This is a genomic window from Streptomyces sp. NPDC033270 (assembly GCF_055576575.1).
This window is the reverse complement of the sequence record NZ_JBVIRA010000001.1, coordinates 181,518-206,979: the sequence shown is the minus strand read 5'-3', so window position 1 is coordinate 206,979 and position 25,462 is coordinate 181,518. Positions and strand designations below refer to the sequence as shown.

20 protein-coding genes and 2 pseudogenes are annotated in these 25,462 nt (G+C 71.0%); 12 read left to right on the top strand and 10 right to left on the bottom strand.

Features of this window, described 5'->3' with window-relative positions; all coding sequences use genetic code 11:
• Positions 1 to 83: 83 nt before the first annotated feature.
• A pseudogene (locus ACZ5XZ_RS00915) lies at positions 84 to 248 on the top strand (N-acyl homoserine lactonase family protein); the annotation flags it as partial.
• Positions 249 to 492: 244 nt separating this feature from the next.
• Complete coding sequence (gene qcrB / locus ACZ5XZ_RS00910; protein WP_468973139.1) at positions 493 to 2,130, top strand: cytochrome bc1 complex cytochrome b subunit; 1,638 nt, start codon at positions 493 to 495, stop codon at positions 2,128 to 2,130.
• A 27-nt stretch (positions 2,131 to 2,157) separates the two neighbouring features.
• Here qcrB and ctaF read toward each other — a convergent pair whose 3' ends face one another.
• Together ctaF and ctaD are read right to left on the bottom strand one after the other, a co-directional pair.
• Entirely contained in the window at positions 2,158 to 2,544 is a 387-nt protein-coding gene (gene ctaF / locus ACZ5XZ_RS00905) for an aa3-type cytochrome oxidase subunit IV (RefSeq protein ID WP_468973136.1), read from the bottom strand.
• Between the two features lie 12 nt (positions 2,545 to 2,556).
• A complete protein-coding gene (gene ctaD / locus ACZ5XZ_RS00900) occupies positions 2,557 to 4,278 on the bottom strand; it encodes an aa3-type cytochrome oxidase subunit I (RefSeq protein WP_468973133.1) in 1,722 nt (573 codons plus the stop codon).
• 264 nt (positions 4,279 to 4,542) lie between these two features.
• Between ctaD and ACZ5XZ_RS00895 the strand changes: the two genes are divergently transcribed.
• Positions 4,543 to 4,941 (top strand): hypothetical protein, encoded by a 399-nt coding sequence (locus ACZ5XZ_RS00895; RefSeq protein WP_468973130.1) that lies wholly within the window; start codon positions 4,543 to 4,545, stop codon positions 4,939 to 4,941.
• A gap of 55 nt (positions 4,942 to 4,996) precedes the next feature.
• Here ACZ5XZ_RS00895 and ACZ5XZ_RS00890 read toward each other — a convergent pair whose 3' ends face one another.
• The gene (locus tag ACZ5XZ_RS00890; protein ID WP_468973127.1) at positions 4,997 to 5,344 is read right to left on the bottom strand and encodes an Ig domain-containing protein; all 348 of its coding nucleotides are present in this window, start codon (positions 5,342 to 5,344) and stop codon (positions 4,997 to 4,999) included.
• A gap of 221 nt (positions 5,345 to 5,565) precedes the next feature.
• Here ACZ5XZ_RS00890 and ACZ5XZ_RS00885 point away from each other — a divergent pair, with 221 nt between their 5' ends.
• On the top strand, positions 5,566 to 6,411 hold the full coding sequence (locus tag ACZ5XZ_RS00885; protein ID WP_468973124.1) for an alpha/beta fold hydrolase: 846 nt from the start codon (positions 5,566 to 5,568) through the stop codon (positions 6,409 to 6,411).
• A 105-nt stretch (positions 6,412 to 6,516) separates the two neighbouring features.
• Here the strand turns inward: ACZ5XZ_RS00885 and ACZ5XZ_RS00880 are convergent, their stop codons facing one another.
• The 4 genes from ACZ5XZ_RS00880 to ACZ5XZ_RS00865 all read right to left on the bottom strand — a co-directional run bounded on the left by ACZ5XZ_RS00880 (position 6,517) and on the right by ACZ5XZ_RS00865 (position 10,308).
• A complete protein-coding gene (locus ACZ5XZ_RS00880) occupies positions 6,517 to 6,909 on the bottom strand; it encodes a hypothetical protein (protein WP_468973121.1) in 393 nt (130 codons plus the stop codon).
• Between the two features lie 217 nt (positions 6,910 to 7,126).
• Positions 7,127 to 8,059 carry an NADP-dependent oxidoreductase gene (locus ACZ5XZ_RS00875; protein ID WP_468974137.1) on the bottom strand — a complete coding sequence of 311 codons (933 nt, stop codon included), beginning with the start codon at positions 8,057 to 8,059 and terminating at the stop codon, positions 7,127 to 7,129.
• A 151-nt stretch (positions 8,060 to 8,210) separates the two neighbouring features.
• A complete protein-coding gene (locus tag ACZ5XZ_RS00870) occupies positions 8,211 to 9,188 on the bottom strand; it encodes a GlxA family transcriptional regulator (protein ID WP_468973119.1) in 978 nt (325 codons plus the stop codon).
• A gap of 196 nt (positions 9,189 to 9,384) precedes the next feature.
• Entirely contained in the window at positions 9,385 to 10,308 is a 924-nt protein-coding gene (locus ACZ5XZ_RS00865) for a glutathione S-transferase C-terminal domain-containing protein (RefSeq protein WP_468973116.1), read from the bottom strand.
• Positions 10,309 to 10,786: 478 nt separating this feature from the next.
• Between ACZ5XZ_RS00865 and ACZ5XZ_RS00860 the strand changes: the two genes are divergently transcribed.
• Together ACZ5XZ_RS00860 and ACZ5XZ_RS00855 are read left to right on the top strand one after the other, a co-directional pair.
• Positions 10,787 to 11,245 carry an RrF2 family transcriptional regulator gene (locus ACZ5XZ_RS00860; RefSeq protein ID WP_468973113.1) on the top strand — a complete coding sequence of 153 codons (459 nt, stop codon included), beginning with the start codon at positions 10,787 to 10,789 and terminating at the stop codon, positions 11,243 to 11,245.
• A 166-nt stretch (positions 11,246 to 11,411) separates the two neighbouring features.
• A complete protein-coding gene (locus tag ACZ5XZ_RS00855) occupies positions 11,412 to 12,692 on the top strand; it encodes an acyl-CoA dehydrogenase family protein (protein ID WP_468973109.1) in 1,281 nt (426 codons plus the stop codon).
• A gap of 51 nt (positions 12,693 to 12,743) precedes the next feature.
• On the opposite strand, the gene ACZ5XZ_RS00850 is transcribed toward ACZ5XZ_RS00855, so the two are convergent.
• The gene (locus ACZ5XZ_RS00850; RefSeq protein WP_468973104.1) at positions 12,744 to 13,856 is read right to left on the bottom strand and encodes a CapA family protein; all 1,113 of its coding nucleotides are present in this window, start codon (positions 13,854 to 13,856) and stop codon (positions 12,744 to 12,746) included.
• A 28-nt stretch (positions 13,857 to 13,884) separates the two neighbouring features.
• Here ACZ5XZ_RS00850 and ACZ5XZ_RS00845 point away from each other — a divergent pair.
• Positions 13,885 to 14,094 (top strand): annotated as a pseudogene (locus tag ACZ5XZ_RS00845) (GNAT family N-acetyltransferase); the annotation flags it as partial.
• Between the two features lie 225 nt (positions 14,095 to 14,319).
• On the top strand, positions 14,320 to 15,990 hold the full coding sequence (locus ACZ5XZ_RS00840; protein ID WP_468973100.1) for an FAD-binding oxidoreductase: 1,671 nt from the start codon (positions 14,320 to 14,322) through the stop codon (positions 15,988 to 15,990).
• A 37-nt stretch (positions 15,991 to 16,027) separates the two neighbouring features.
• On the opposite strand, the gene ACZ5XZ_RS00835 is transcribed toward ACZ5XZ_RS00840, so the two are convergent.
• A complete protein-coding gene (locus ACZ5XZ_RS00835) occupies positions 16,028 to 17,998 on the bottom strand; it encodes an APC family permease (RefSeq protein WP_468974135.1) in 1,971 nt (656 codons plus the stop codon).
• A 240-nt stretch (positions 17,999 to 18,238) separates the two neighbouring features.
• Here ACZ5XZ_RS00835 and ACZ5XZ_RS00830 point away from each other — a divergent pair, with 240 nt between their 5' ends.
• From ACZ5XZ_RS00830 to ACZ5XZ_RS00815, 4 genes are all read left to right on the top strand, one after another.
• Positions 18,239 to 20,524, top strand: coding sequence for a SpoIIE family protein phosphatase (locus ACZ5XZ_RS00830; RefSeq protein WP_468973097.1), 2,286 nt, complete (start codon positions 18,239 to 18,241; stop codon positions 20,522 to 20,524).
• 88 nt (positions 20,525 to 20,612) lie between these two features.
• A complete protein-coding gene (locus ACZ5XZ_RS00825; protein ID WP_468973094.1) occupies positions 20,613 to 21,800 on the top strand; it encodes a MalY/PatB family protein in 1,188 nt (395 codons plus the stop codon).
• A 132-nt stretch (positions 21,801 to 21,932) separates the two neighbouring features.
• Entirely contained in the window at positions 21,933 to 23,204 is a 1,272-nt protein-coding gene (locus ACZ5XZ_RS00820; RefSeq protein ID WP_468973091.1) for a VWA domain-containing protein, read from the top strand.
• On the top strand, positions 23,204 to 24,025 hold the full coding sequence (locus ACZ5XZ_RS00815; RefSeq protein ID WP_468973088.1) for a hypothetical protein: 822 nt from the start codon (positions 23,204 to 23,206) through the stop codon (positions 24,023 to 24,025). The genes ACZ5XZ_RS00820 and ACZ5XZ_RS00815 overlap by 1 nt, the downstream gene beginning before the upstream one ends.
• 130 nt (positions 24,026 to 24,155) lie before the next feature.
• Here the strand turns inward: ACZ5XZ_RS00815 and ACZ5XZ_RS00810 are convergent, their stop codons facing one another.
• On the bottom strand, positions 24,156 to 25,367 hold the full coding sequence (locus ACZ5XZ_RS00810) for a PP2C family protein-serine/threonine phosphatase (protein WP_468974133.1): 1,212 nt from the start codon (positions 25,365 to 25,367) through the stop codon (positions 24,156 to 24,158).
• Positions 25,368 to 25,462: the final 95 nt, after the last annotated feature.

The following is a 25,462-nucleotide window of genomic DNA, read 5'->3' as shown; positions in this document are numbered from 1 at the left end:
GCCAGTACGCCGACTCGATCTGGGCTACTTCATCCGACCGGCATCGGAGGCCGGCGGCCCGCACCCCCTGCACTTCGACCACCGGGCAGGCCCATGACTTCGCGTCCGAATTCGGCTCCGACCATCTGGCCCGCTACGCCGAACTGGCGGGCGACGAGCAGCCCCTTCCCTCCTACCGGCCGTGGCTGGACCGGCTCACCGCATTCGACCCGCGCCGCGTGCTCTTCGCCCACGACTGCTCGGTCTGAGAACCGCCGCGCGGCGCGGGTGGATAGGGGAATTCCGCAGCGGCCCGCCGACTTCCGCACCGGACCGCCGACTTCACTGAGGGCTGTCCCGTAACCCCTGCGGAAATTCCTGCCGACGACTGGCGGTCGATCCTGCCGTGTTCCCGGTGCGATTCTCAGTACATTACGCACCAGGGGGTGCCTCCAGCACCATCCGGTGAAAGCAACCAGATAGCGGCCAGTCGACGCGTGAGGAGCGCGGTGCATGGTTTTCCGGAAACGCACGGAACGGCTCGGGCGCAGGCTGCAAGGCGCGGCTGAACAAAGCTTCCACCGCCTCGACGAGCGGCTGCCGGCGGCATCGGCGGGCAAACTCCTGCGCAAGGCGTTTCCGGACCACTGGGCCTTTCTGCTCGGCGAGCTGGCGCTCTACAGCCTTTTGGTGCTGGTGCTCACCGGCGTCTTCCTGGCGTTCTTCTTCGACCCGGACATGGCCGAGATCACCTACCACGGCTCCTACACCCCCTTGCACGGCACGCGGATGACCCGGGCGTACGCCTCCACCCTCCACATCAGCTTCGATGTGCGCGGCGGACTGCTCATCCGCCAGGTGCACCACTGGGCGGCCCTCACGTTCCTGGCCAGTATCGGCGTGCACATGCTGCGGATCTTCTTCACCGGCGCCTTCCGCCGGCCCCGCGAGGGCAACTGGCTGATCGGTGTGACGCTCTTTCTGCTGGCCCTGCTGGAGGGATTCTGCGGATATTCCCTGCCGGACGATCTGCTGTCCGGCACCGGTCTGCGTACCGCCGACACCATCATCGGATCCATTCCGGTCGTGGGGACCTACCTCTCCTTCTTCTCCTTCGGCGGCGAGTTCCCCGGGAACGACATCATTCCGCGTCTGTACGCCCTTCACATTCTCCTGGTACCCGGTCTCCTCATCGGGCTCGTCACGGTGCATCTCATTCTTGTGGTGTATCTCAAACACACACAGTGGCGCGGCCCGGGGAGAACCAACAGGAATGTGCTCGGCCAGCCCATGTTTCCGCAGTGGCTCACGAAGTCCACCGGGCTCCTGCTCATCCTGTCGGCGGTCTTCGCCGTCCTCGGGGCGGTCGGCCAGATCAACCCGGTCTGGGACTACGGCCCCTTCCAGGCGGACCAGGTGTCCACCAACGCGCAACCCGACTGGTACGTGGGATTCCTGGAAGGTGCGCTGCGGTTGATGCCTCCTTGGGAGACCAACCTCTGGGGCCACACCATCATGTGGAACGTCTTCATCCCCGCGGTGGCGCTTCCCGGAGTGCTCTTCGGTGTGCTGTACGCCTACCCCTTCTTCGAGAGGTGGGTGACCGCCGACCGCGGTGAACGGCATGTGTGCGACCGCCCGCGCGAGCAGCACACCCGTACCGCTTTCGGAGTCGCGGCGATCTGCTTCTACGCGGTGCTCCAACTGGCGGGCGGGAACGATGTCATCGCCTTCGTCTTCGGCCTGTCGATCAATGCCCTGACCTGGGTGCTGCGCGCGGCGGTGGTGATCGTTCCGGTGCTCGGGTTCCTGGTGACCAAGTGGCTGTGCCTGGCGCTGCAGCATCGCGATCGGGAGCGGCTGGCCGAGGGCGAGGAGACCGGGCAGGTCCACCAGTCCGTGTACGGCGGCCTCTACGAGGAGCACCGGCCGCTGCCCGCCGCGCAGCGCTACACGGTCCTCGCACGGCCGGCGTCGAGGGCTCTGGAGGCGCCCCCCGCAGAGGTCGCCGCGACCCTTCCCCGGCGGCAACGGCTGCGCCTCGCGCTGAGCCGCTGGTACTACCGCGACCAGGTCGCCCTGCCGTCCGTGCGGCAACAGAAGCAGCAGGCCGCGGCGGTCCCCGGCGGGCCGGGAGCCGACGGCTCGTAGCGTCCGGTTCGCGGTCCTGAAGGGATGTCAGGGTTCGCGATTCCCGTATTCGTAGAGGAAGCCGAAGATACCGCCCGCCAGGAGACCCAGGCCGATGAGGAACAGCCACAGCCCGTAGACCACACCCAGCGCGGCCACGGCGTATCCGACGGCGGTCATGAAGGGGCAGATGCTGCGCGGCGGGAAGAAGTCCACCCGCCCGGACCGCTGCTTGATCTCGGCGTCCTTGTGGTCTTCGGGGCGGGAGCCGTGCTTGCGCTGCTGCACGTAGAGGAAGAGGGACACCAGGGCGCTCATGAGGAAGGACACGGTGAGCGCGGTCGAGCCGGCCGGTTCGGCGTCCGACCACCAGGTATAGCCGATCGCCGTCACGGCGAAGAACAGTGTGACGCCGGCGAAGAGACAGGTTTCCATCTTCATCGTCGATCACTCGGCCGGGGTGTCGGGGGGACGGGGGGATTCCTGGTCGGTCGACGACCAGGAACCGGCAGCGGGCACGGGTAGGCGTTCGCCGACTTCCGGATGGTGCAGATCGAAGGCCGGCGAATCGGAGCGGACGCGCGGCATCGTATGGAAGTTGTGACGGGGCGGCGGGCAGGAGGTCGCCCACTCCAGCGATCTGCCGAAGCCCCAGGGGTCGTCCATACCCACGTGCGGGGCGTAACGGGCGGTGTGCCAGACGTTGTACAGGAACGGCAGTGTGGAAGCGCCGAGCAGGAAGGAGCCGGCCGAGGAGACCGAGTTCAAGACGGTGAAGCCGTCGGCGGCCAGGTAGTCCGCGTATCGGCGGGGCATCCCCATCTCGCCCAGCCAGTGCTGCACCAGGAACGTGCCCTGGAAGCCGAGGAACAGCGTCCAGAAGTGGATCTTCCCGAGCCGCTCGTTCAGCATCTTCCCGGTCCATTTGGGCCACCAGAAATAGAATCCGCCGAACATCGCGAAGACGACCGTGCCGAACAGTACGTAATGCAGGTGCGCCACGATGAAGTAGCTGTCGGTGACGTGGAAGTCCAGGGGCGGGGACGCGATGAGCACACCGCTGAGCCCCCCGAGAAGAAAGGAGACAAGGAATCCGATGCTCCACAGCATCGGGGTCTCGAACGACAGGCTCCCGTGCCACATGGTGCCGATCCAGTTGAAGAACTTCACACCGGTCGGCACCGCGATCAGGAAGGAAAGTACGGCGAAGAACGGCAGCAGCACCGCCCCGGTCGCGAACATGTGATGGGCCCACACCGAGGCGGACAGCATGGTGATGGCGATCGTGGCACCGACCATTCCGACGTACCCGAAAATCGGTTTGCGGCTGAACACCGGGATGATTTCGGAGATCACGCCGAAGAACGGCAGCGCGACGATATAGACCTCCGGGTGACCGAAGAACCAGAACAGGTGCTGCCACAGGATCGCGCCCCCGTTCGCGGCGTCGAAGACATGCGCGCCGAACTTCCGGTCCGCCTCCAGCACCAGGAGCGTGGCCGCCAGCACCGGGAACGCCAGCAGAGCCAGGATGGAGGTGAACAGCACGTTCCAGCTGAAGATCGGCATCCGGAACATCGTCATGCCGGGGGCGCGCAGGCACACGATCGTGGCGATGAAGTTCACCGCGCCCAGGATCGTGCTCAGACCGGCCACGACGAGCCCCATGATCCACAGATCGCCGCCGGGTCCGGGCGAGAACACCGGGCCGTTCAGGGGCGCGTAGGCGAACCAGCCGAACGACGCGGCCCCACCGGGAACGATGAATCCCGATACCACCATGAGGCCGCCGAGCAGAAACAGCCAGTACGTAAAGGCGTTCAGCCGCGGGAAGGCGACGTCCGGCGAACCGATCTGGAGCGGCATCACCGCGTTGGCGAAGCCCGCGAACATGGGGGTGGCGAAGAGCAGCATCATGATCGTGCCATGAATGGTGAAGAGCTGGTTGTACTGCTCGTGGGAGACCAGTTGGAGTCCGGGCGCGGCGAGCTCGGCCCGCATCAGCATGGCCAGCGTTCCGGCGAAGAGGAAGAATCCGAAGGCGGTGACCATGTACAGGTTGCCGATGACCTTGTGATCGGTCGTCGTGAGCCATCCCAGTACGACCCGGCCCGGCCTCGACCGGTCCTTTTCCGGTGCCGACCGCTCGGCCTCCTCGACCTCCGCCACCTACGCCCCTTCCACCCTCAACAATCCCACCGCGGAAAACCCTCTCCGCCATAATGGCCGCTCCCCGGCGGCCCATCGCGCGTGTATGGGGGGCCGTAGGGGTGAAAAGCGCGAAACGCGCGGCGGGACGGCGGCGGGTCTTCGTTGCGCCACCCGGCTGATTGTGGCCGCTGAGCGTTTCGGCTCCAGCGGGTTGCCGACGTCACGGACCGCCGGCGGCAGGACGATACCTCCGGCATCACAAAGGAAACGGCAAGGAGCATCGTGAGAAGCGTTGTGCGGGCGGGAAGTATCGCCGGGGCCTGCGGCCTCGTTCTGCTGAGCGCCGGAATCGCCCGGGCCCAGCCCATTCCGGATCTGCTGGACGCCGCGGTCGGCGCCGACCTCGTCTCCCTTACGGGTGCGCCTCAGGGGGTGGCGTGCAACAACCGGTTCGGCAACATCAACTACCACGCGCCCGCGTACAGGGACTCCCGCGCCTGTCTGAACGGACCCGTGCACAGCGGAAACAGCCTGCACGGCGGGAACTTCCACAACCACGGGAATCCGAACGACAGCGGCAACGTCACCAGCACCAACGGATCCACCACCAGCGGCAATTTCGTCAACGGTGCCGCGCAAGGGAGCAAGAACAACATCCAGCGCGTCGCCAAGCGGCGCTGAGCCCGCATCGGCCGCCACGCCTCCGCCGGCCCGTGCCCCGGGCCGGCGGGGATCGTCACAGGTCGACCGTGACCTCGACCTGCTCGGGGGCCGCACCGGCGGCGGTGACGATGAAGACCGCGACGCCGTCGGAATCGCCGGCCACGAGCGGCGACGTCCGCGCATAGCCGTCGTCGTCCGTCCGTACCGTGATGGTCTGCCGGTCCCCTTCGAAGAGGGCTTGCTCGCTCGTGGACACCCAGGAGAACGTCACCTCGGCGTCGGACACCGGACGGCGGGAGCCGCTGTCGACAAGCCGGGCCGTCAGCGGCTGAGCGAAGGTGTCACGGCGGCCGGCGTGCTGCCCCGTGCCCCCGGTCGGCTGGATGACGAGTGTCTGCGCCGAACCCGATTCCGCACTCATGCCGCCTCCTGACGGAAAGACCTTGTTCATGGCGAGGTGCCCGGCTGCGTTTCCCGGGGATGCCGGTGATGGTAAGCAGGGCACCGTGCCGGACTCGTGTGCGACCTCCGCATTTGCCCGGAGTTCCTGCGTTGGGGTGACGGAAGGAGCCGGGTCGGTCCTGGCGGGCCGTGCGCTCCAATTCGCTTGTCTGGTCCTGGTACGGCGATGAGGATGGCGCCATGCCCACTCTCACCGCTGTCGACGGCACCGAACTCGCCTACCACGAGGTGGGCGAGGGCGAGCCGCTGCTCTGCCTGCCCGGTGGCCCGATGCGCGCCTCCGCCTACCTCGGCGATCTCGGTGGACTGTCGAAGCGGCGCCGCCTGGTCCTGCTCGATCTGCGCGGCACCGGTGACTCCGGCATCCCCCTCGACCCGGCCACGTACCGCTGCGACCGGCAGGTCGCCGATGTCGAGGCGCTCCGCGCGCACCTCGGTCTGGACCGGATCGACCTTCTCACGCACTCCGCGGGCGGTGACCTCGCCCTGCTGTACGCGGCTCGGCACCCGGAGCGCGTCCGCACCCTCACTCTGATCACCGCCCGTGCGCGCGCCCTCGGCGTCGACTTCACCGAGGAGCACCGGCGCGAGGCGGCCGCCCTGCGCGCCCCGGAGCCCTGGTTCCCGGCCGCGTACGCCGCCTACGAAGCCATCTGGGCCGGCTCCACGAACGACGCCGACTGGGACGCCGTCGCCCCGTTCTTCTACGGCCGTTGGGACGCGGCCGCACAGGCGCACGCGGCATCCGAGGTGGCCCAGTGCAACGACGAGGCCGGGGAGCGGTACGCAGCCTCCGGCGCGTTCGAACCGGCCGCGGCGCGGGCCGCCCTCGCCGGGTGGGACGCGCGGGCCCTGGTCCTCGCCGGTGAACTGGACAGCGGCCCGCTCCCCCGCGTCGCCGCCGACATCGCGCGGCTGCTGCCCCGGAGTGAGCTGACCGTCCAGCCGGAAGCCGGCCACTACCCCTGGCTGGACGACCCGCAGCGGTTCGTCCAGACCGTCGCGACCTTCCTCGACCAGCAGTAGACCGACGGGCGCGACCGCGAAACCCACCGCCCGCGGAGCGGGAGCGGCAGGTGGCTCGATGGCACCGGCCCGGCGAGGGTGACGGCGACGCCGCGGACGGGGAGGTCAGTTGCGCGCGAGCAGAACGGAGTTGTACGGGGTGTAGTCGTAGTCGGCGTACGTACCGGCGCTCTGGATGCCCTGGCAGCCGGTGCCGTGGTAACCGGTGCAGTTGCGGGCGATGGCGCCGCCGGTCTGGTTGTTGAAGAGCCTCTTGACGCCGAACTGGTTGCTGAGGTTGTGGGCGCCGTAGGTGTACCACTTGTAGGTGGGGTGGCCGCCGTTCCACCCCGCGTTCGGGTAGAGGCACACATACCCGGACGGGCATCCCTGGTACTCCCCCGCCGCGCCGGCCGCGTGCGCGGCGTCCGCGCTCACACCGAGCGTCAACAGCGCCCCGCCAGCGAGCGCGGCGGCCGCCGCCACCGTCTTCCTGATCGTGCCACGGACCTGACGCATGGAGCATTCCCCCTGTCGATGACCCGGCCGCGCACCGGACCGCGGCCGCTTCCGCATCTGAATCCTGCACGTGCTCCGGGAGCCCGACCAACCGAAAATTCGGCCATTCCGGGCCAATCACACAACCACCACGCACCACGCGAATGTCGTGTTCTCCACTTGGTGTCGCGAGGGCGGTCGGCCGGCCCCACGGAGCATCAGCCGGTGCGGCGGGGGATCACCGCACGGTGAGGACGAGCTTGCCGGTGGTGCGGTTCGTCTCGCCCAGCGCATGCGCCTTGGCGGCTTCCGAGAGCGGCAGTGCCGCGTCGACGTGGACACGCAGCGTGCCGGCTTCGACGAGGTCGGCGACCGCCCGCATGCCGGCCTGGTCGGCCTCGACGATCATCGTCTCCAACCGGACTCCCAACTCGGCCGCCTTCTTGGCCTCTTCCTCCGTAACGGGAGGCACGATCGAGACGACGATGCCGCCCGGGCGCAGCACGTCGAGGGAGCGGGTGCGGATGTCGCCGCCGAGGGTGTCCAGGACAATGTCGACATCGCTGACGACGTCGGCGAAGTCGGTGGTGCGGTAGTCGATGAGCTCGTCCGCGCCCAGCTCCCGCAGCAGGTCGTGCTTGGCGGCGCTGGCCGTTCCGATGACGTGGGCGCCCCGGGCCTTGGCGATCTGTACGGCGAGGTGGCCGACGCCGCCGGCGGCCGCGTGGATCAGCACCCGCTGCCCGGGCCGGATGTCCGCGGTGTCGACCAGCACCTGATGGGCCGTGAGGGCGGCGAGCGGGATGGCGCCCGCCTCGGTGTGGCCGATGCCGGACGGCTTGCGGACGAAGGCCCGCGCGGGGCCGATGGCGTACTCGGCGTACGCGCCGACACCGGAGGGGTAGGGCAGCATCCCGAAGACTTCGTCACCCGGCTTGAAGAGGGTGACACCAAGACCGACGGCCTCGACGACGCCGGAGACGTCCCAGCCGAGGACGAACGGCGGCGGCCCCACGGACAGGGCGCCCGCGCGGTGCTTCCAGTCGGTGGGGTTGACGCCGGCCGCGTGGACGGCGACGAGGATCTCGCCGATGCCGGGTGTGGGTCGCGGAAGCTCGACCTCGGTGAGGACCTCGGGGCCGCCGTGGGCGTTCTGGCTGATGGCACGCATGGTGGGAGATGTGGCGCGGTGCGCCGTCGAGTCGGTCATATCCCCAGACTGGCAGCGCCCGCGTCACGCGACAATGGCAAGATGGACAGCATTCGATGGGATCGTGCCACGCGTGCCGGGCCGCGTCCACGTGCCGCTCATGCGCCACCGGTCATGCGTCACTGGTCGCCTGGAACGCCCGTCGATAGGCCAGCGGGGAGACCCCGATCACCGAGTGCAGATGCTGACGGAGCGAGATGGCACCGCCGAAGCCGACTTCGTGGGCGATCCGCTCGACGGACAGATCGGTGGTCTCCAGCAGCCGGCGGGCCTGATGGACGCGCTGCTGGATCACCCAGCGGCCCGGGCTGGTGCCGGCCTCCTCGGTGAAGCGGCGCGCGAAAGTACGGGGGCTCATCTCTGCGTGCGCCGCGAGGTCGGCGAGGGTGAGGGGCTGGTCGAGGCGCTCCAGGGCCCACTCGCGAGTGGCGGCGGTCCCGGTCGCGCCCGGGCCGGGCAGCGGCTGTTCGATGTACTGGGCCTGACCGCCGTCCCGCCAGGGCGGTATGACGCAGCGGCGCGCGATGTGGTTGGCGACCTCACTGCCGTGGTCCTTGCGGACGAGGTGGAGGCAGAGATCCACGCCCGAGACGGCTCCGGCCGAGGTGAGGATGTCCCCGTCGTCGATGAACAGCACGTCGGGGTCGAGGGTGACGTGCGGGAACAGTCGGCGGAAGGTGTCCGCGAGGACCCAGTGGGTGGTGGCGGTCCGTCCGTCGAGCAGCCCGGCCGCCCCGAACAGGAACGCGCCCGTGCAGATCGACACCAGCCGGGTACCGGGGCGGATGCGGGCCATGGCAGCGGCCATGGCCGGCGTGAGCCGGTCGGAGAGCAGGCTGTGGTCATAGGGCGGGACGACGACCGTGTCGGCGTCCTCCAGGGCCTCGGGGCCGTGGTCGGGGGTGACCGAGAAGTCCGCACCGGTCCGCACCGGGAGGCCGTCGACGGTGCAGGTGACCACCTCGTACAGGTGCTTCGCCTCGCCGAAGACGCGGTTCGCTATGCCCAGCTCGAACGGGTACACACCGTCGAGGGCCAGCACGACGACGCGGTGGACGGCCGGCCGCGACGGCTGCCGCGACGGCCTCATGGCAGCAACCTCATGACACTCATGGCATCATTCTATCGAACAGCCATTATCGTGCCATTTCCGCCGACGTCAGCGGGGGCGCCCGCGGCCGTCACCGATCGACGCACCCGCCGCACCCGCCGCGGCCGCCGCCGGCCGAACCAGGTCCGCACTGCGTACCCGGCCCGGCCACGGGGTGACGGCCGCCCGTCTCAGGTCAGCGGGAGCAGGGCGCGCCCCGCCCGGGTGTGTGCGCCGCCGTCCAGTCCAGGATCTGCACCGCCGCGCCGGCGGCCTCCCGCCCCTGGCAACGCGCATGGTGCCGGCGGGCGATGCCGTCCAGGTCGAGGTGGGAGCCGAAGGCGGGCAGGGCGGCCAGCCGGCGCGCATACGACCACAGCCGGCGATGGCCGGCGATGCGGTGTACCGCCGCGGCGTCCAGATGCCAGCGGTGCACGGTGTCGAGCTGCACCAGCGTCACCCACAACTGGACGTCCGCGGCGGTGAGTTCACCGCCCAGTACGTACTCCCGCCCGGCCAGCAGCTGATCCAGTGAGTCCAGTGCCCTCAGCAGGGTCCCCAGCGCGACCCCGTAGGCCGGGCTGCCGACGCCGACCCGGCCGGCACGCTGCGCGGCCTCGTTGACGTCCTGCGCGCAGAGCCGCCCGACCGCCTCGATGCCGCTGCGGGCCTCGCACGGATACAGCACGGGCCCCTGGGCTCCGAACCGTTCGGCCAGGTCCCGCAGGATGTCGGGGGTGTGCGTGCTGACGATCCGCCCCGTCCATCCGTCGCTGAGCACCGGCGCCGCGGCCGGCCCGGGGTGCTGGTGCGAACTGGCCTCGTACAACGGGCGCAGCGTGGCGTATCCGCCGTCCGGGGCGTCGGGGACGGCGGGCAGCAGCGTCACCGGGAGGGTGTCGCCGAGGTCCAGCAGGCTGTGGGTGATGGCGATGCTCAGACAGTGCGGACAGGACAGCGTCAGGTACAGGCGGTAGCGGTGCGGCACGGCGTAGTGGCCGCTGCGCGCATCGCCGCCGATCCTGCCGCGCAGGGGCGGTACGGCGTCGGGGGAGGTGGTGGAGTTCTGGGTTGTGGCGGAATTCTGGGTTGCGGCGGACACAGCAGACGTGGCGGACATGCGGCTCCCTGGGGTCCAGGGCCGGCGCGCGGACATACGAGGAGGTGCGGGCGCGCGGACCGGCGGAGGTACGGATGGAGGTACGGGCGGAGGTACGGGCGGATGCGCCTCGGGCGGCGGGCAGCGGGCGCCGTCGGCGCGGGTCCGGCTGCGGAGGGGATGCGGCGGGGATGCGGCGGGGAACGAGGACGGCGCGGCGCGGCCGCGACCGCCTCAGCGAGGCAGACTGGCCGCGCTGCAGACGCGCAGGAGATCGATGTGCCGGCGCGAGGTCAGCGGGGGAAGCGGCCGAAAGGCGCGGACCGCGCGGTCACCGGCCGACCCTGCACGCCCCATGATTTCCCACCCGTTCGCTAGGGTTCCCGCCCCCGAGTGTCGAGCCGCCGTCGAGCCGCGTCAAGGGGACTGCGGTGCCGGGCCTGCGACCGGGGGGCGGCCGCGGCGCGAGCCCGCACCGCCGCTGCGGAATAATGCAGGCATGCGGATTTCAGCCAGAGCGGACTATGCGGTGCGCGCCGCGCTGCAACTCGCTGACGCCCGGGACGCGGGGCCGCTCAAGGCGGAGGCCATCGCCGACGCCCAGGACATTCCGCACAAGTTCCTCGAAGGCATCCTGAACGACATGCGCCGGGGCGGACTGGTCCTCAGTCAGCGCGGCGGCAACGGGGGCTATCGGCTGGCCAGGTCCGCGGAGACCATCAGCATCGCGGACGTGATCCGCGTCGTGGACGGACCGCTGGTGTCCGTACGCGGGGTCCGCCCGCCGGAGTTGTCCTACACCGGCCCGGCCGAGTCGCTGCTGCCACTGTGGATCGCCCTGCGCGCCAACGTCCGCCAGATCCTGGACGGGGTGTCCCTGGCCGACGTCGCCTCGGCCGAACTGCCCCACCCGGTCTCGGCGCTGGCCGAGGACCCCGACTCCTGGACGAATCCCTAGGGGGTGTCCGGGCCGACCGACCATCCAGGCTGTCCGTACTTCAAGACGCCACTGTCCAACCCTTGAACGGCCCTTGCTGTGCACGGAGTCCGGACGCATTCTTTCCCTATCAATCCAGTGGGAAAACTAGGGAAACTGGATCGGAGAGGGGACGGTGAACGGCGTCATGTCGAAGAGGTCCGCAGCGTGTCCCGCCGCCCCGCAGGCCAACGGCCCTTCGGAGGACGGGATATGGCCGCTGGTCGCCCGTGAGGTCGCGGACGATCTCGCCGTCGACGCGCTCCTCCGCGACCGTGCGGGCAAGCCGCCGTTCGACGAGATCCAACGGGTGCGCGAAGCCGGCCTGCCGGCCCTGCTGATGCCGCCCGGCCCCTCTCCACGGGGCACCGACCTGCGGACCGCCTGCGCGGTCATCCGGGAGATCGCGGCGGCCGACAGCTCCATCGGCGAACTCCTCGGCCGGCACTACGCCCTGTCGTGGAGCGCCCGGTTCTTCGGCACCCCGGAGCGGGCCGCCGCACTAGAGCTCCGGGCGGCCGAGGAGCAGTGGCTCTGGGGCGGGGACACCGGCGTTCCGGGGACGGAGGCGGACGCGGGGACGGAGACCGGCCCGGAGCTGACGCTGACACCGACGTCCGACGGGTATCTCCTCAACGGCCGCCGGGCGTTCTCCGCGGGTGTCGCCGTCGCCGACCGGCTGGTGCTCGGCGCGGTGTGCACCGAGACCGGTGAGTCGCTGATGGTGCTCGTGGACCCCGACCACCCCGGAGTGACGGCCGATCCGTCGCACGACCGTCTGGGGCAGCGGCTCACCGGGGCGGGCAGCATCGGCTTCGACAGCGTCCCGGTGTCGTCCCCGGACCAGGTGCTGGGTGCCGTCCCGCGCGACGAGCACGATGTCTCCCCCTTCGCCGCGCTCGCCCCACTGGCGCTCCGGCTCGCCCTCGTCCACGTCGGCCTGGGGATCGCCGAAGGAGCGCTGGCCGAGGCGCGGGACTTCAGTCGCGCCGCGCCGCGCACCTGGCCGCCCTCGGGTCCCGACAGCGGCACGTACGAGGGGCTGCCGGACGGGGATCCGTACCTCCTGCTCGCCTACGGGGAGCTGGTGGCCGCCGCGCACACCGCCGCGGCGGTGGTGGAACCGGCGACGGAGGCCCTGGCCAGGGGCCTTGTGGCCGGGCGCGAACTCGGCGTCGAAGCGCGCGCCGACATCGCCGTCCTGGTCGCCGCGGCGGAGGCCGTCACCAGCCGGTCCGCCATGCGCATCACCACCCGGATCCTGGAACTCACCGATGGCGCCGACTCCCCCGCCGACGGCCCCGGGTTCGACAGGTTCTGGCGCAACGCGCGCGTCCTGACGGCGCAGGGCTCTCCGACGCACCGCCTCCGCGACATCGGCGATCACTTCCTGAACGGCACGCACCCGCCGCTGACCCTGCACATCTGATCCCCCGTCCCGGGCGGCGGGGACGCCGGTCGGGGAGAGAGGGTGCGTGCCTCAGGCGGGCCGGAGCGTCAGCGTGCCCCCGGGTTCGGATGCGGCGCACGCCTGGAAGCCGGTGGCGATCCGGTCGAGGAGCCTTCGCAGCCAGCGGGAGTCCTCGTAGGAGATGTGCCGCAGCCTCATCTGGTGGGCTTGGAGCGGGGTGATCCGTACGTCCTGGAGCCGGCCGGTGTCCGGTTCCACCGAGACCAGGTAGAGCAACCTCAGATCGTCCCGGTAGTGCTCGTAGCCGGTGATGCCCTCGTAGTCGTCGATGAAATCGCCGCACCCGTGGATCAGGAGCTTGCCCCGGTGCACCTCCAGGCCGCGGGGGTGGTGCGCGGAGTGCCCGTGCACGATGTCCACTCCGCCGTCGAGGAGTGTGTGGGCGAAGGCGGTCTCGGCGCGGGAGACGCCGTAGCTCCAGTTGGGGCCCCAGTGGACCGAGGCCACCACGATGTCCCCCGGTCGCTTCGTCTGCTGGACGCGGACGGCCCACTCCTGGGCGGCGGCCTGGGAGGGCCCGGCCACGAACGCGACCCCGCTCCGGTCCTCGCCCGCGGCCCAGGTCCGGGGGATGCCGCTGGAGGGCAGGCCGAAGGAGAAGACCAGGACGCGCCGGCCGTCTTCGACGGGGACGACGGCCGGCCGCCGGGCCGCGTCGGCGTCCATGCCCGCGCCCGCCGTCCGCAGTCCGCCGCCCGCCAGCGTGTCGAGCGTCTCCCGCAGTCCGCTGCGGTCGAAGTCCAGGACGTGGTTGTTGGCCAGTACGCAGACATCGGGGCGGGCTGCGGTCAGGCAGGGGAGGTTCGCGGGGTTCATCCGGTAGTGGACTTCCTTGCCGGGGGCGAAGGCGTCGCTTCGCGTGACGCTGGTCTCCAGGTTGATCACGCGCGCGGCGGGCGCGGCCTCGTCCAGCACCCCCAGCGCCTCCCCCCACGGCCAGGAGAAGTCGACCGGGCGGGGAATGGGGCCGTTCAGCGCCTCGGCCAGCGCGACATAGTCGCGGGCATCGCGGGCATACCCCTCCCGCAGCGCGGGGTCGCCCGGGTGCGGCAGGATCTGGTCGACACCGCGACCGAGCATCACGTCCCCGCAGAGGAACACCGTGAGCACGTCGCCGCCCATTCCTCCAGGCTAAGGGCTGTCCGCCGGGGCCGGGCCGGGCCGGCCCGGGTTGCTCGAACCGATGGGCGTGCACCCGGAACATCGCCGTCACGGCTACGGCGGGGCGATCGTCGTCGCCGCGGCGGCCGCACTCCAGGAGCTGGGCTCGTCGAGCGCGATCGTCTGCACCCCGAGCTCCCATGTCGGCGTCGTCGCCACCTACAAGTCAGCCGGCTTCCGGCAACGCCCCGAGGTGCGGATCACCACCGGGACGCCCCGCTGGATCACCACCGGTGATCACGCCACCGGCCGCACCGGTCGTTGCTCCCTGACACAGGAGCGCGGGCGTCAACCCAGGACACGCGGAGGGACACGTTCCGGGCATTCCCCTCCCCACGATGGTCACGGATAGTAGTCATTGATTACGCAGAGCTGCCGTTCGAGGTGGTCGTACGGCGCCATCGCTCCATCGCAGGGAGAGCACATGACCGTTTACCAGACCAAGGCCGGGACCGAGTGCGGTACGGAGGTGGGACCGGGCGACGCCCGCTACGCGGCCCTGCGACGAGGCTTCAACCAACGCTTCATCGCAAGCCCTGACTATGTGTCGGTGATCAGCTCGACGGACGAGGCCGTCGCCGCGCTCAACAAGTATCTGGCGAGCCACCGCCCCGACGAGAGCCTCGACCGGCGCATCACGGTCCGTTCGGGCGGCCACTGCTACGAGAACTTCGTCTGCGGCGACGATGTCGGCGTGATCCTGGACCTCGGGCAGATGGACCGGGCCTATCTCGACCAGGAGATGGGGGCGTACTGCGTCGAGGCCGGCGCGAACAACTGGCATCTCGCCACCCACCTCTACGCGCCGTTCGGCGTCGCCCTCCCCGGCGGGTCGTGCTACTCGGTCGGGGCCGGCGGCCATGTGTCGGGCGGCGGATACGGGCTGCTGTCCCGGCAGCACGGCCTGACGGTGGACTACCTCTACGCGGTGGAGGTCGTCGTCGTCCGCGACGGCCAGCACGCGGAGGTCGTGGTGGCCCGCCGGGACTCCCCCGACGAGCGGCTGCGGGACCTGTGGTGGGCGCACACCGGCGGGGGCGGCGGCAACTTCGGCGTGGTCACCCGCTACTGGTTCAAGGGGCTTCCCAAGCCTCCGGGCGAAGTCCTGCTGCACGCGGTCGCCTGGCCCTGGGAGAAGCTCAGGAAGAAGCCGGAGCGCTTCAAGTCGCTGGTGCGCAATTACGGGCTGTTCTTCGAGTACGAGAACACCCGGCAGCTGCCGAAGTCCCTCCGCGGCGACTTCACCGACATGTTCACGCTGCTGAAGCTGACCCACCACTCCAACGGCAAGATCGGTCTGATCACCCAGCTCGACGCCACCCGGCCGGACAGCGTCGCGCGGCTGAACGCCTTCCTCGACTGGATCACCAAGGACCTGGGCGTCGACCCCACCCCGCTGGACCGGCGGATGGGCGAGCACGCCCCCATGGGCGGGCTGCACGTGCCGACCCGGCTGCCCTGGCTCACGGCCACTCAGACCCTCAACGGCTCCGGTGACAACCAGTGCGGCAAGTACAAGTCGGCGTATATGACACGGGGTTTCACCGAGGCGCAGCTCACCGCCATCTTCGGCGCGCTGACCCGCGACGACGGCTACAAGAATCCGCAGGCGCTGCTCCAGGTCGACTCCTACGGTGGCGCGATCAACCTCCCCGACAGCCGGGACACCGCGGTCTACCAGCGCAGCTCCGTTTTGAAGCTGCAGTACCAGACCTACTGGAGCTGGCAGCGGGACTCCAACAAGGACGGTGTCGCCGACCACCAAGACGCCGAGATCGACCCCTCGATCGCCGCACCGCACCTGCGCTGGATCCGGGAGTTCTACCGCGATGTCTACAAGGACACCGGCGGTGTGCCGATTCTGGCGCCGACCGAGCCCCCGGCCGACGGGAAGCCGGCGCCGGTGACGGACGGGTGCTACATCAACTACCCCGACACCGACCTCGACGACACCGATTGGAACACCTCGGGCCAGCCCTCGCACCGCCTGTACTACGGCGACGACAACTACCGGCGGCTGCAGGAGGCCAAGGAGTTCTGGGACCCGCGCAACGTCTTCCGGCACGCCCAGTCCGTCCAGCCGTTCACCCGGTGATCCGGTGACCGGGACCGCCGTGCGCGCGGGCTCGCGCTCAGCCGACGTGGACGCGTGGGCGGCGGGAGCGGTCGGGTTCGGCTTCGCGGAGGACCTCGCGGGTGACGGGCGCGACCTCGCCCTGGCCGAAGAGGAAGAACCGCAGCAGCTGGGCGAAGGGGTTGCCTTCGGTCCACTCGAAGTAGATGTGCGGCCGCTGCCCGGTTTCGTCGCGTACGTGCAGCAGCAGCGCGGCCAGGGCGTTGGAGACGGTGGAGCTCTCCAGGCAGAGCACGCGGTAGCGGCCGTGCAGCACTTCCCCGCGCACCCGCAGTTCGCTCTCGAATTCGGAAGGGTCGCCGATGGTGACCTCGACGAAGACGAAGTCGTCGTCGGCCGGCAGGTCGTTGTCGGTGCGGATCTGCTGGAGCTTGTCGCGGTATTCGGCCAGATCGCGCTGGTCGGGTTCGTTGGCGATGAGGCGGATCTTGCGGTGGGCGATGTCGCGGACGAACCGCTCGGCCATCTCGTCGAGCAGGACGCTGGTCACCCGCAGTTCGAAGGCCCGGGCGAGGCGGGAGAGGAACGAGATGAGCATGATGCCGGCGATGAAACAGGCACCAATCTTCACACCGTCCGGCCGCTCGATGACGTTGTCCACGGTGGTGTAGAGGAACACCACGGAGATGACGGCGAAGCCGATCGTCCAGCCGCGCTCGCGGGCCCGCCGCGCGGCGATGGTCACGGCGATCGCCGCGGAGCTGATCAGGACCAGGACGCCGGTGGCGTAGGCGCCGCCCTGGGCATCGACATCGGCGTTGAAGATCCAGGTCACCAGGAACGCCACGAGGGTGAACACCAGCACCATCGGGCGTACGGCTCGCGCCCAGTGGGGCGCCATGCCGTAGCGGGGCAGGTACTGCGGCATCAGGTTCAGCAGTCCCGCCATGGCCGAGGCACCGGCGAACCACAGGATCGCGATGGTGGAGATGTCATAGACGGTGCCGAAGGCCGAGCCCAGGTACTCATGGGCCAGGTAGGCCAGCGCGCGTCCATTGGCCTCTCCACCGGGCTGGAAGGCCTCCGCGGGGATGAGCAGGGTGGTGATGAAGCTGGTGAGGATCAGGAAGACACTCATGATCACGGCGGCGGTGGTGAGCAGCTTCCTCGCGCCCCGGATCCGCCCGGTGGGCCGGGCCTCGGTGTCGCCTGGCTCGCCCTCGATGTGCGGCATCACCGCCACACCGGTCTCGAAGCCGGACAGGCCCAGCGCCAGCTTCGGAAAGACCAGCAGCGCCACCCCGACCATGGCCAGCGCGTTGCCGTGCTCGGTGGTCAGCAGATGGGACCAGTCGGGAATGACATGCGCCGCGGTGACCACGTGCCACAGCCCGGCGACGACCACGACGACGTTGAGGCCGAGGTAGAGGCCGACCAACACGACCGCCACCCCGATCGCCTCCAGGAACCCCTTGAGGAAGACCGCGCCCAGCAGGGCCACCAGGACCAGCGTGATGACCATCTGCTGGTTGTGCAGGGCGCTGCTGACGTGCGGGTTCTCCACGAGGTGGGTGGCGGCGTCGGCCGCCGACAGGGTGATGGTGATCAGGAAGTCGGTGGCGGCGAACCCCAGGAGCGTCAGCACGAACAGCTTGCCCTTCCAGAAGGACAGCAGCCGCTCCAGCATCGCGATCGAGCCCTGGCCGTGCGGGCTCTCCTTCGCCACCCGCCGGTAGACGGGCAGCGCGCCGGCGAGCGTGACGACGACCAGGACGATGGTGGCGATCGGCGACAGCGCCCCGGCGGCCAGGGCGGCGATGCCCGGCTGATAGCCGAGGGTGGAGAAGTAGTCCACACCGGTCAGGCACATCACCCGCCACCACCGCTGCCCCTTGTGGGCGCTCTGCGGCCCGGCGTGCGGACCAGGGTGGCGCTTGGCCATGTCGACCAGGCCTTCCAGCATCCATGCGCGAAAGCGGTGGCGCACCCCGGCAAGGGGAGAAGAGCCCGCGGGGGCGGAAGTGGCCATCATGCGCTCCTGTCGTACCGCTGCCGTCCGTCATCGACGAGACAGCCACGTCGGCGTGGGGATGCCGGGCACCGTCGCCGTGGCCTTCCTCCGTATGCCGCTCAGATGTCACCGACACGCGGGCGCACCTGGCGGAGGCGTGCCCGGGCGGCCGGCTCGCTCACATCGGCGTCGCCGTGTGTAACAGTGAAGAGAGGACTCGACGGCGCGGTCGGCGAATGCCAGAGAGGGCGGCCTGCGATGTCCATACCGTCGGACCGCCTCGAAGCGGTCACTGCGCGGTCCACGACCGCGTACACGCGGACCGAGGAGTACGAGGACCTGTTCGACCAGGCCCCGGTGATCTTCGCTGCGCTGTGCGGCCCGCGGCATGTGCTGGAAGCGGCGAATCCGGCGTTCTTCGAGGTGTTCGGCGGCGAGCGCACTCGGACCGGCGAGCCGGTCGGCGAGCTCTATCCGGAGCTGGGGCCCCAGGGCGTTCTGGACCGTCTCGACGCCGTGTACGCCACCGGTACCGCATACCGGGCCCGCGGCGGGCGGCTGGTGCTCGGTGCGCCAGGGGCGGAGCGGGAGGGGTTCTTCGACTTCACCTACGAGCCCCGGCGGGACGCGGTCGGCCAGGTCGACGGGGTGATCGTGATCGCGGTGGAGACCACCGCGTACCACCACACACAGTTGCTCGCCGCCGAGCAGCGCATCCTGCTGGAGCAGATCGCACGTGACGCCCCGCTCCGCGAAATCCTCACGGACATGGCGCGGGCGATCGAGGACCTCTCCCCGGAGCTGATCGTCTCGGTGCTCCTCGCCGACCCCGACGGCCGGCATCTGCGGCACGGCACCGGCCCCAGCCTGCCCGACTTCTACAACGAGGCGATCGACGGAGTGGCCACCGGCCCGAACGTGGGCTCGTGCGGCACGGCCGCCTACCTGCGCGCCCCGGTGATCGTCAGCGATATCGCCACCGACCCCCGGTGGGAGGGCTACCAGGACCTGGCGCGCCGGGCCGGGCTCGCGGCGTGCTGGTCCACCCCGATCCTGGGCGCGGACGACGAGCTGCTGGGCACCTTCGCGATGTACCACCGCACCCCCAAGGCCCCCGAGGACAAGGACGTGGCGCTCAGCGCCGCGTTCGCCCGGATCACCGCGCTGGCCATCCAGCGTCACCGCGCCATGGAGGCCGGCCGCGCCGCCCAGGAGCGGGAGAAGGCCGCCCGCGAGGACCTGGCCTTCGTGCTCGACGCCAGCACCGCGATCACGCGCGAGCCGCACTACTTCGACTGCCTGCAGTGCATGGCCCGGCTGACCGTGCCCGCGCTGGCGCCGCTGTGCACCGTCCATGTCGTCGAGGACGGCCGGACCCGGCGGATCGCCGTGGCCTCCGCATGCCGGGCCGCGGAGGAGTACCTCACCTCTCCGGGCATCGCCGACGAGATCGACCACACGATCGCCCGGGTCCTCGCCTCGGGCACCACCGAGACCGACCACCACCCCGCCGGCGCCCCTCCCACGGAGCCCGATCAATCGGAGGCCCCCCTCGCGGAGTTCGATCACTCCGACGCACCCGTCACGGATCTCGACAGCCTCGACGCACCCGCCTCGGAGCCCGACGTCACCCGGTACGTCTGCGTGCCGCTGACCACCCGCGGCCGCACCTTCGGCGTGCTGACCCTGGTGGCCACCGACCGGCCCCTGGACTGCCATGTCATCGCCCTGGCCGAGGAGCTCGCCCGCCGGGCGGCCTCCAGCGCCGACAACGCCCACCAGTTCACCGACCGTGTCCGGCTCGCCCGCGATCTGCAGGCCGGTCTGCTGCCGCCCGCGCTGCCCCGGATACCCGGCGCCGATCTCGCGGCGTCCTACCACCCGGCCGGCGAGGGGCTCGACGTGGGCGGCGACTTCTATGACGTCTTCCCGCTGCCCGACGACCGCTGGGCGTTCATGATCGGCGATGTCTGCGGGCGCGGGGCGGCGGCGGCCACCACCACGGGCATGGTCCGCCACACCGCACGTGCCGCCGCCCGGCTGCTCACCGACCCGGCCGCCGTGGTCGCCGCCATCAACGACGCGCTCGCCCAGAGCACCACCGAGGACAACTTCGTCTCACTCGTCTACGGCGAACTGCGGCACTGCGACTCCCGTCTGACGCTGGATCTGATACGCGCCGGCCATGTCCCCCCGCTCGTACGCCGTGCCGACGGCAGCGTCGAGGAGATCGCCGAGCCGGGCCTGCTGCTGGGCATCGCCCCGGACTTCGACGGGTCCCCCTGCCGGGTCGACCTCTTTCCGGGAGACAGCCTGGTGCTGGTCACCGACGGCATCACCGAAGCCCGCGCCGCCGACGGGGACTTCTTCGACGAACACCGCCTCGCCGACGCCCTCGCCGCGGTCCGCTGCCGCACGGCACTCCGCGGCCGCACCTCCCCCACGGCCGCCACCCTCATCGCGGCCGTCACGGCCGCGGTCACCGCGTTCGCGGGCGACTCCACACCCGACGACCAGGCCGCGCTGGTTCTCACGGCCACCTGAACTCCGCACGCCGAACTCCGCACGGTCGGCCGCACCAGCCGGACAAGGCCACATGGCCCGACCAGCCGCGCACGCCTATTTTGGCCTTATGGGGCGAAGCGCGCCGACACCACCCGACGACCCGGACCACACCGATCCGCTGCGCCGACTCTCCCTCGACGAGCTGCGTCGGCGTACGAGCCTGAAGTGGCGCACCCATCCGGACGACGTGCTCCCCCTGTGGGTGGCGGAGATGGATGTCCCGTTGGCCGCGCCGGTCGTGCGGGCGATCACGGACGCGGTCGGGCTCGGCGACACCGGCTACCCGGCGGGAACGGCGTACGCCGAGGCACTGGCCGGCTTCGCCCGCCGGCGCTGGGGTTGGCACGGGCTCGCCGTGCCGCGGACGACGATCGTGCCCGACGTCATGCTGGGCATCGTCGAAGTCCTGAAGGTGGTGACCCGCGCCGGCGATCCGGTGATCGTCAACTGCCCGGTGTATCCGCCGTTCTACCAGTTCGTGGCGCATATGGACCGGCGCGTGGTGGAGGCGCCGCTGGGGCCGGATCTGCGGATCGACTTCGCCGCGCTGGAGGGCGCGTTCCGGCAGGCCGCCGCGGATGGGTGCCGGGCCGCGTATCTGCTGTGCAGCCCGCACAACCCGACAGGCACCGTGCACAGCGCCGAGGAACTGGCCGCCGTCGCGGCACTGGCGGACAGGTACGGCGTGCGGGTCGTCGCCGACGAGATCCACGCCCCCGTGGTGGCGCCGGGCACCGCCTTCATCCCCTACCTGAGCGTGCCCGGGGCGGAGAACGGACTGTCGTTGATGTCGGCGACCAAGGCCTGGAACCTGGCCGGCCTCAAGGCCGCGCTCGCCATCGCCGGGCCCGCCGCCGCCGAGGACCTGGCACGCGTACCCGAAGAGGTCGGCCACGGCCCCAGCCATCTCGGCGTCATCGCCCACACCGCCGCCCTGCGGGACGGCGGCGGCTGGCTCGACGCGTTGTGCGCCGGCCTCGACGACAACCGGCGGCTGCTGGCCGAACTGCTGGCAGAGCATCTGCCCGCGGTCCGCTACCGCCCCGCCCCCGGAACCTGTCTCGCCTGGCTCGACTGCCGCCCGCTGGGCCTGGGCGACGACCCCGCCGCGGTGTTCCTCGCCCGCGGCAGAGTGGCCCTGAGCCCCGGCCCGGATTTCGGCACCGGCGGCACCGGCCACGTACGACTCAATCTGGCGACCTCCCCCGAGGTGCTCACGGAGGCGGTACGGCGGATGGCCGCCACCTCGGCCTGACACCACGGCGACGGAGCCGACGCCGGACCCGCACGCCGCATACGCCCCGCCTCGGCATAGGAGCTGACCGGTCCTCAAGAGCGGTTTCGGGGCCGTTTTGGAGCGAGGTGGTTTTCTCCATACGATCCAGCGATGATCACAAGAAAACGGTTGGCGGTCGGGGTGTGCGGGCTGCTTGCCGCGATGGCCGCCGCCCTTGCGCCCACACCCGCCGTCGCCGATGAGCCGTCCGCGAAGCCGGTCCCCAAAGTCGAGTTGACGCTCGATGTCAGCGGCTCGATGCGGGCCCGCGACATCGACGGGCAGAGCCGGATGGCCGCGGCGAAGCAGGCGTTCAACGAGGTGCTGGACGCGGTGCCCGAGGACGTACAGCTCGGCATACGGACCCTCGGCGCCGACTACCGCGGCGAGGACCGCAAGGTCGGCTGCAAGGACACCCGCCAGCTCTACCCGGTCGGTCCGCTGGACCGGACCGAGGCCAAGACGGCGGTGGCGACCCTCACCCCCACCGGCTGGACCCCGATCGGCCCCGCGCTGCTGGGTGCGGCCCAGGACCTCAAGGGCGGTGACGGGACGCGCAGGATCGTGCTCATCACGGACGGCGAGGACACCTGCGCCCCGCTCGACCCCTGCCAGGTGGCCCGTGACATCGCCGCCGAGGGCATCCACCTCACCGTCGACACTCTCGGGCTGCTGCCGGACGCCAAGACCCGTCAGCAGCTGAGCTGCATCGCGGAGGCCACCGGCGGCACCTACACCTCCGTGCAGCACACCAAGGAACTCCGCGACCGTGTGCACCAGTTGGTGGACCGGGCCGCCGATCCGGTGGTCACCCCGGTGCCCACGGAAGGTGCCCGGCAGTGCGCCACCGCGCCGAAGCTCAAGGCCGGTCTCTACAGCGACCGCGAGAAGTTCGCCGAGCACCGCTGGTACCGGGTGGACGTCCGGCCCGGCCAGGAGCTGCGCGCGTCGGTGAGCATCGGCGCCGACCGCGCCGTCAACAACGACTACGGGGTCCTGCTGCGGGCCTCGACCGTGCACGGCCGGGAGATCGTCCGCGGCGCGGAGGCCGGCGACGGCCGTACGGACGTGATCTCGTCCGGGCTGCGCTACCCCAAGTCGCCGCTCACCGACGGCGACGACGACAAGCCGGCGGCGGAGACGGTCTGTCTGCAGGTCAGCAACTCCTTCTCGGCGCCCGCCTCGGTCAAGACCGACCCCGGCCTGCCGATGGAGCTGTCCATCGACCTGGTGGACGGTCCCAGTGACGCCTCCGACGCGGCCTCCTTCGGCCTCGGCCACGGCTGGTGGCTGCTGGTCTCACTGGCCCTCGCCGGGCTGCTGGCCGGGCTGCTGTGGGGCTGGATCTCCCGTTGGCGCGTGACCGTCTGGAGGACCAACTGATGCGCACCGTACGCCTACTGACCAGCGCCGCGCTGGCCGGCGCGAGCCTCCTCGGCCTGGCGGGAGCCGCCGTGGCCGACAGCCCCACGCCGAGTCCGAGCGCGAGCGGGGAGACGGCCGGTCCGACCGAGGCGGGCACCTCGTTCCGCACGGCGACCGCCGTCAAGCCGGACCAGCCGGCGACGGCCGACGCCTCCACCGGCGACTACCTCTACTGGGTGCTGCCCGTGGACGCCGAACAGCGCGCCACGGTCAAGGCCAAGGTGACGCTGCCGGCGGCCGCCGCCCGGCACGGCTCGGCCACCTGGCAGCTCGATGTGTACGACGGGCTGCGGCGCCGCCAGGCGTGTGTGTACGGCGCCCAAACCAGGGCGGCGGCCAAGGACGCCGGATCGGTGGAGCTGTCCTGCACGCTGCGTACGGTGCGCGGCTGGGCGGAGCCCTGGGCGAACGATCCGCTGCCGGGCAGCTACTACGTACGCCTGACGGTCGTCGATCTTCCACAGGAGGACCTGGGGCTTCCGGTGCACGCCGAGGTCGAGGCGTCCGTTGCCGACCAGGGCGGCGCGCACGCGGTGGACGGCAGGCTCGCGGCGCCCCTGGTGCCGGGTGCCGCGGCCGCGGCGTCGAAGGACGAGGACGCCTCGTCCCCGCGGCCCGCTGCCCTGCGTGAACCGGAGGGCGGCTGGTCCTCCGGACGCTGGTCCGACCGCTGGATCTGGACCGCCGCGGGCGGAGCGCTGGCCGCGCTCGCGGGCATCGCCGGCTATCGCGCCACCCGGGGACGGGGCCGCCCGTCACGGGTGCCGCCGGGCGCCTGACCTGCCGAAAGCCCCAGGGGCGGCCATGGCCCGGTGCCGTGGCCGCCCCTTCGGCTTCCGTCCCGGGGCGGAGCGGGCACATGCCTGGCGCGGCGTCAGGAAGCGGACGCGGCGCCAGAAAGCGGTGCCCTCACGCCTCGGGGTCGGTCTCCGGCCCGGGGTGCCGGCGCAGCCGTGCGGCGAGGACGGCGACATCGTCCTCGGCGTGCAGTCCGTCGAGGCGGAGCAGGACCTCGTCGAGCAGCTCCGCCACACCGGCCCGTGCGGGCATCCGCAGCCGGGCCAGCCGGGCCAGGGAGTCGTCGATGTCCTCACCGCGGCGCTCGATGAGGCCGTCGGTGAACATCAGCAGGGTGTCGTCCGGTGTGAGGGTGCGGGTGATCAGCTCATAGCCGCCCACGCCCGTGCCCAGGGGCGGGCCGACGGGGACGCGCACCAGGTCGGCGCCGCCGTCGCCGCGGAAGACCACCGGGGGAAGATGGCCGGCGCTGGCGAAGCCGGCGAGTCCGCGCGCCGGATCCACCCGGGCGAGCAGACAGGTCGCCGGACGGCGGGCCTCGTCCTCGGACACGGCGGCGTCGAGCTGGCGCAGTACGCGGTGCGGCGGCAGGTCCGTCGAGGCGACATAGCGCAGGTGGGAGCGGTAGGCGTTCATGTCGACGGCGGCATCGAGGCCATGTCCCATGACGTCCCCCATGACGAGCAGGGTGCGCCCGTAGTGGAGCCGCACCGTTTCGAACCAGTCGCCGCCGACCAGGGCGCTGGTGCCGGACGGGAGGTAGCGGGTGGCGAGCTCCAGGTTGGGGTGCGGCCGGCCCGGCTCGGCGAGCAGCGCCCGTTGCAGGTCCATCGCGGTGCGCTGCGCCGAGGCGTACCGGCGGGCGTGCGCGAGATGGACGGCCGCCAGGCGAGCCGCGTACTGCATGGCGGCGGTCTCGTGATCGGTGAAGCCGCCGCCCGCGCGGAGGGCGAGCAGCACGCCGTAGCGGCGGCCCTGCGCCAGCAGCGGCACCGACACGGCCTCGGCGGACCTGCCCTTCCCCAGGACGGCGGTGGCGGTGATCGGGCGCCCCTCCTCCAGTGCCCGCGAGGCGGGTGAGCCACCACCGGGCCCGCCGCCGCCGTCGTCCGACGGCTGCGCCTGGAGCACGCTCACCAGACCCGCCGACGCCACCCGACGCAGCGCCGGCTCCCGGGACGGGGGCCGGGCCGCCGCGGCGTTCTCGGGGAGGAGGTCCACCGCGGCGGCGTCACACAGATGCCGGCACACGAACCGCGACAGCTCGGCGCAGATCGTCTGCTCGTCCAAGGTGGTGCCGACGTGCTCGGCGGCTTCCTCCATCACCCGTAGACGGGCCAGTAGGCGTGCGTGATCGGCGTCTGGGCCCGCATCCGAGCCGTCCCGGTTCGACAAGGCCACCTCCAGGGCGCGGCGCC

Coding starts and splice junctions, on each gene's coding strand:
- ACZ5XZ_RS00850 (WP_468973104.1), bottom strand. CDS start 13,856: ATGGGCGGCGACGTGCTCACGGTGTTCCTCTGCGGGGACGTGATGCTC.
- ACZ5XZ_RS00840 (WP_468973100.1), top strand. CDS start 14,320: ATGACCGTTTACCAGACCAAGGCCGGGACCGAGTGCGGTACGGAGGTG.
- ACZ5XZ_RS00880 (WP_468973121.1), bottom strand. CDS start 6,909: ATGCGTCAGGTCCGTGGCACGATCAGGAAGACGGTGGCGGCGGCCGCC.
- ACZ5XZ_RS00865 (WP_468973116.1), bottom strand. CDS start 10,308: ATGTCCGCCACGTCTGCTGTGTCCGCCGCAACCCAGAATTCCGCCACA.
- ACZ5XZ_RS00885 (WP_468973124.1), top strand. CDS start 5,566: ATGCCCACTCTCACCGCTGTCGACGGCACCGAACTCGCCTACCACGAG.
- ACZ5XZ_RS00855 (WP_468973109.1), top strand. CDS start 11,412: ATGTCGAAGAGGTCCGCAGCGTGTCCCGCCGCCCCGCAGGCCAACGGC.
- ctaF (WP_468973136.1), bottom strand. CDS start 2,544: ATGGAAACCTGTCTCTTCGCCGGCGTCACACTGTTCTTCGCCGTGACG.
- ACZ5XZ_RS00810 (WP_468974133.1), bottom strand. CDS start 25,367: ATGGAGGAAGCCGCCGAGCACGTCGGCACCACCTTGGACGAGCAGACG.
- ACZ5XZ_RS00835 (WP_468974135.1), bottom strand. CDS start 17,998: ATGGCCACTTCCGCCCCCGCGGGCTCTTCTCCCCTTGCCGGGGTGCGC.
- ACZ5XZ_RS00890 (WP_468973127.1), bottom strand. CDS start 5,344: ATGAGTGCGGAATCGGGTTCGGCGCAGACACTCGTCATCCAGCCGACC.
- ACZ5XZ_RS00830 (WP_468973097.1), top strand. CDS start 18,239: ATGTCCATACCGTCGGACCGCCTCGAAGCGGTCACTGCGCGGTCCACG.
- ACZ5XZ_RS00870 (WP_468973119.1), bottom strand. CDS start 9,188: ATGAGGCCGTCGCGGCAGCCGTCGCGGCCGGCCGTCCACCGCGTCGTC.
- ACZ5XZ_RS00820 (WP_468973091.1), top strand. CDS start 21,933: ATGATCACAAGAAAACGGTTGGCGGTCGGGGTGTGCGGGCTGCTTGCC.
- ACZ5XZ_RS00825 (WP_468973094.1), top strand. CDS start 20,613: ATGGGGCGAAGCGCGCCGACACCACCCGACGACCCGGACCACACCGAT.
- ACZ5XZ_RS00815 (WP_468973088.1), top strand. CDS start 23,204: ATGCGCACCGTACGCCTACTGACCAGCGCCGCGCTGGCCGGCGCGAGC.
- qcrB (WP_468973139.1), top strand. CDS start 493: ATGGTTTTCCGGAAACGCACGGAACGGCTCGGGCGCAGGCTGCAAGGC.
- ACZ5XZ_RS00875 (WP_468974137.1), bottom strand. CDS start 8,059: ATGCGTGCCATCAGCCAGAACGCCCACGGCGGCCCCGAGGTCCTCACC.
- ACZ5XZ_RS00860 (WP_468973113.1), top strand. CDS start 10,787: ATGCGGATTTCAGCCAGAGCGGACTATGCGGTGCGCGCCGCGCTGCAA.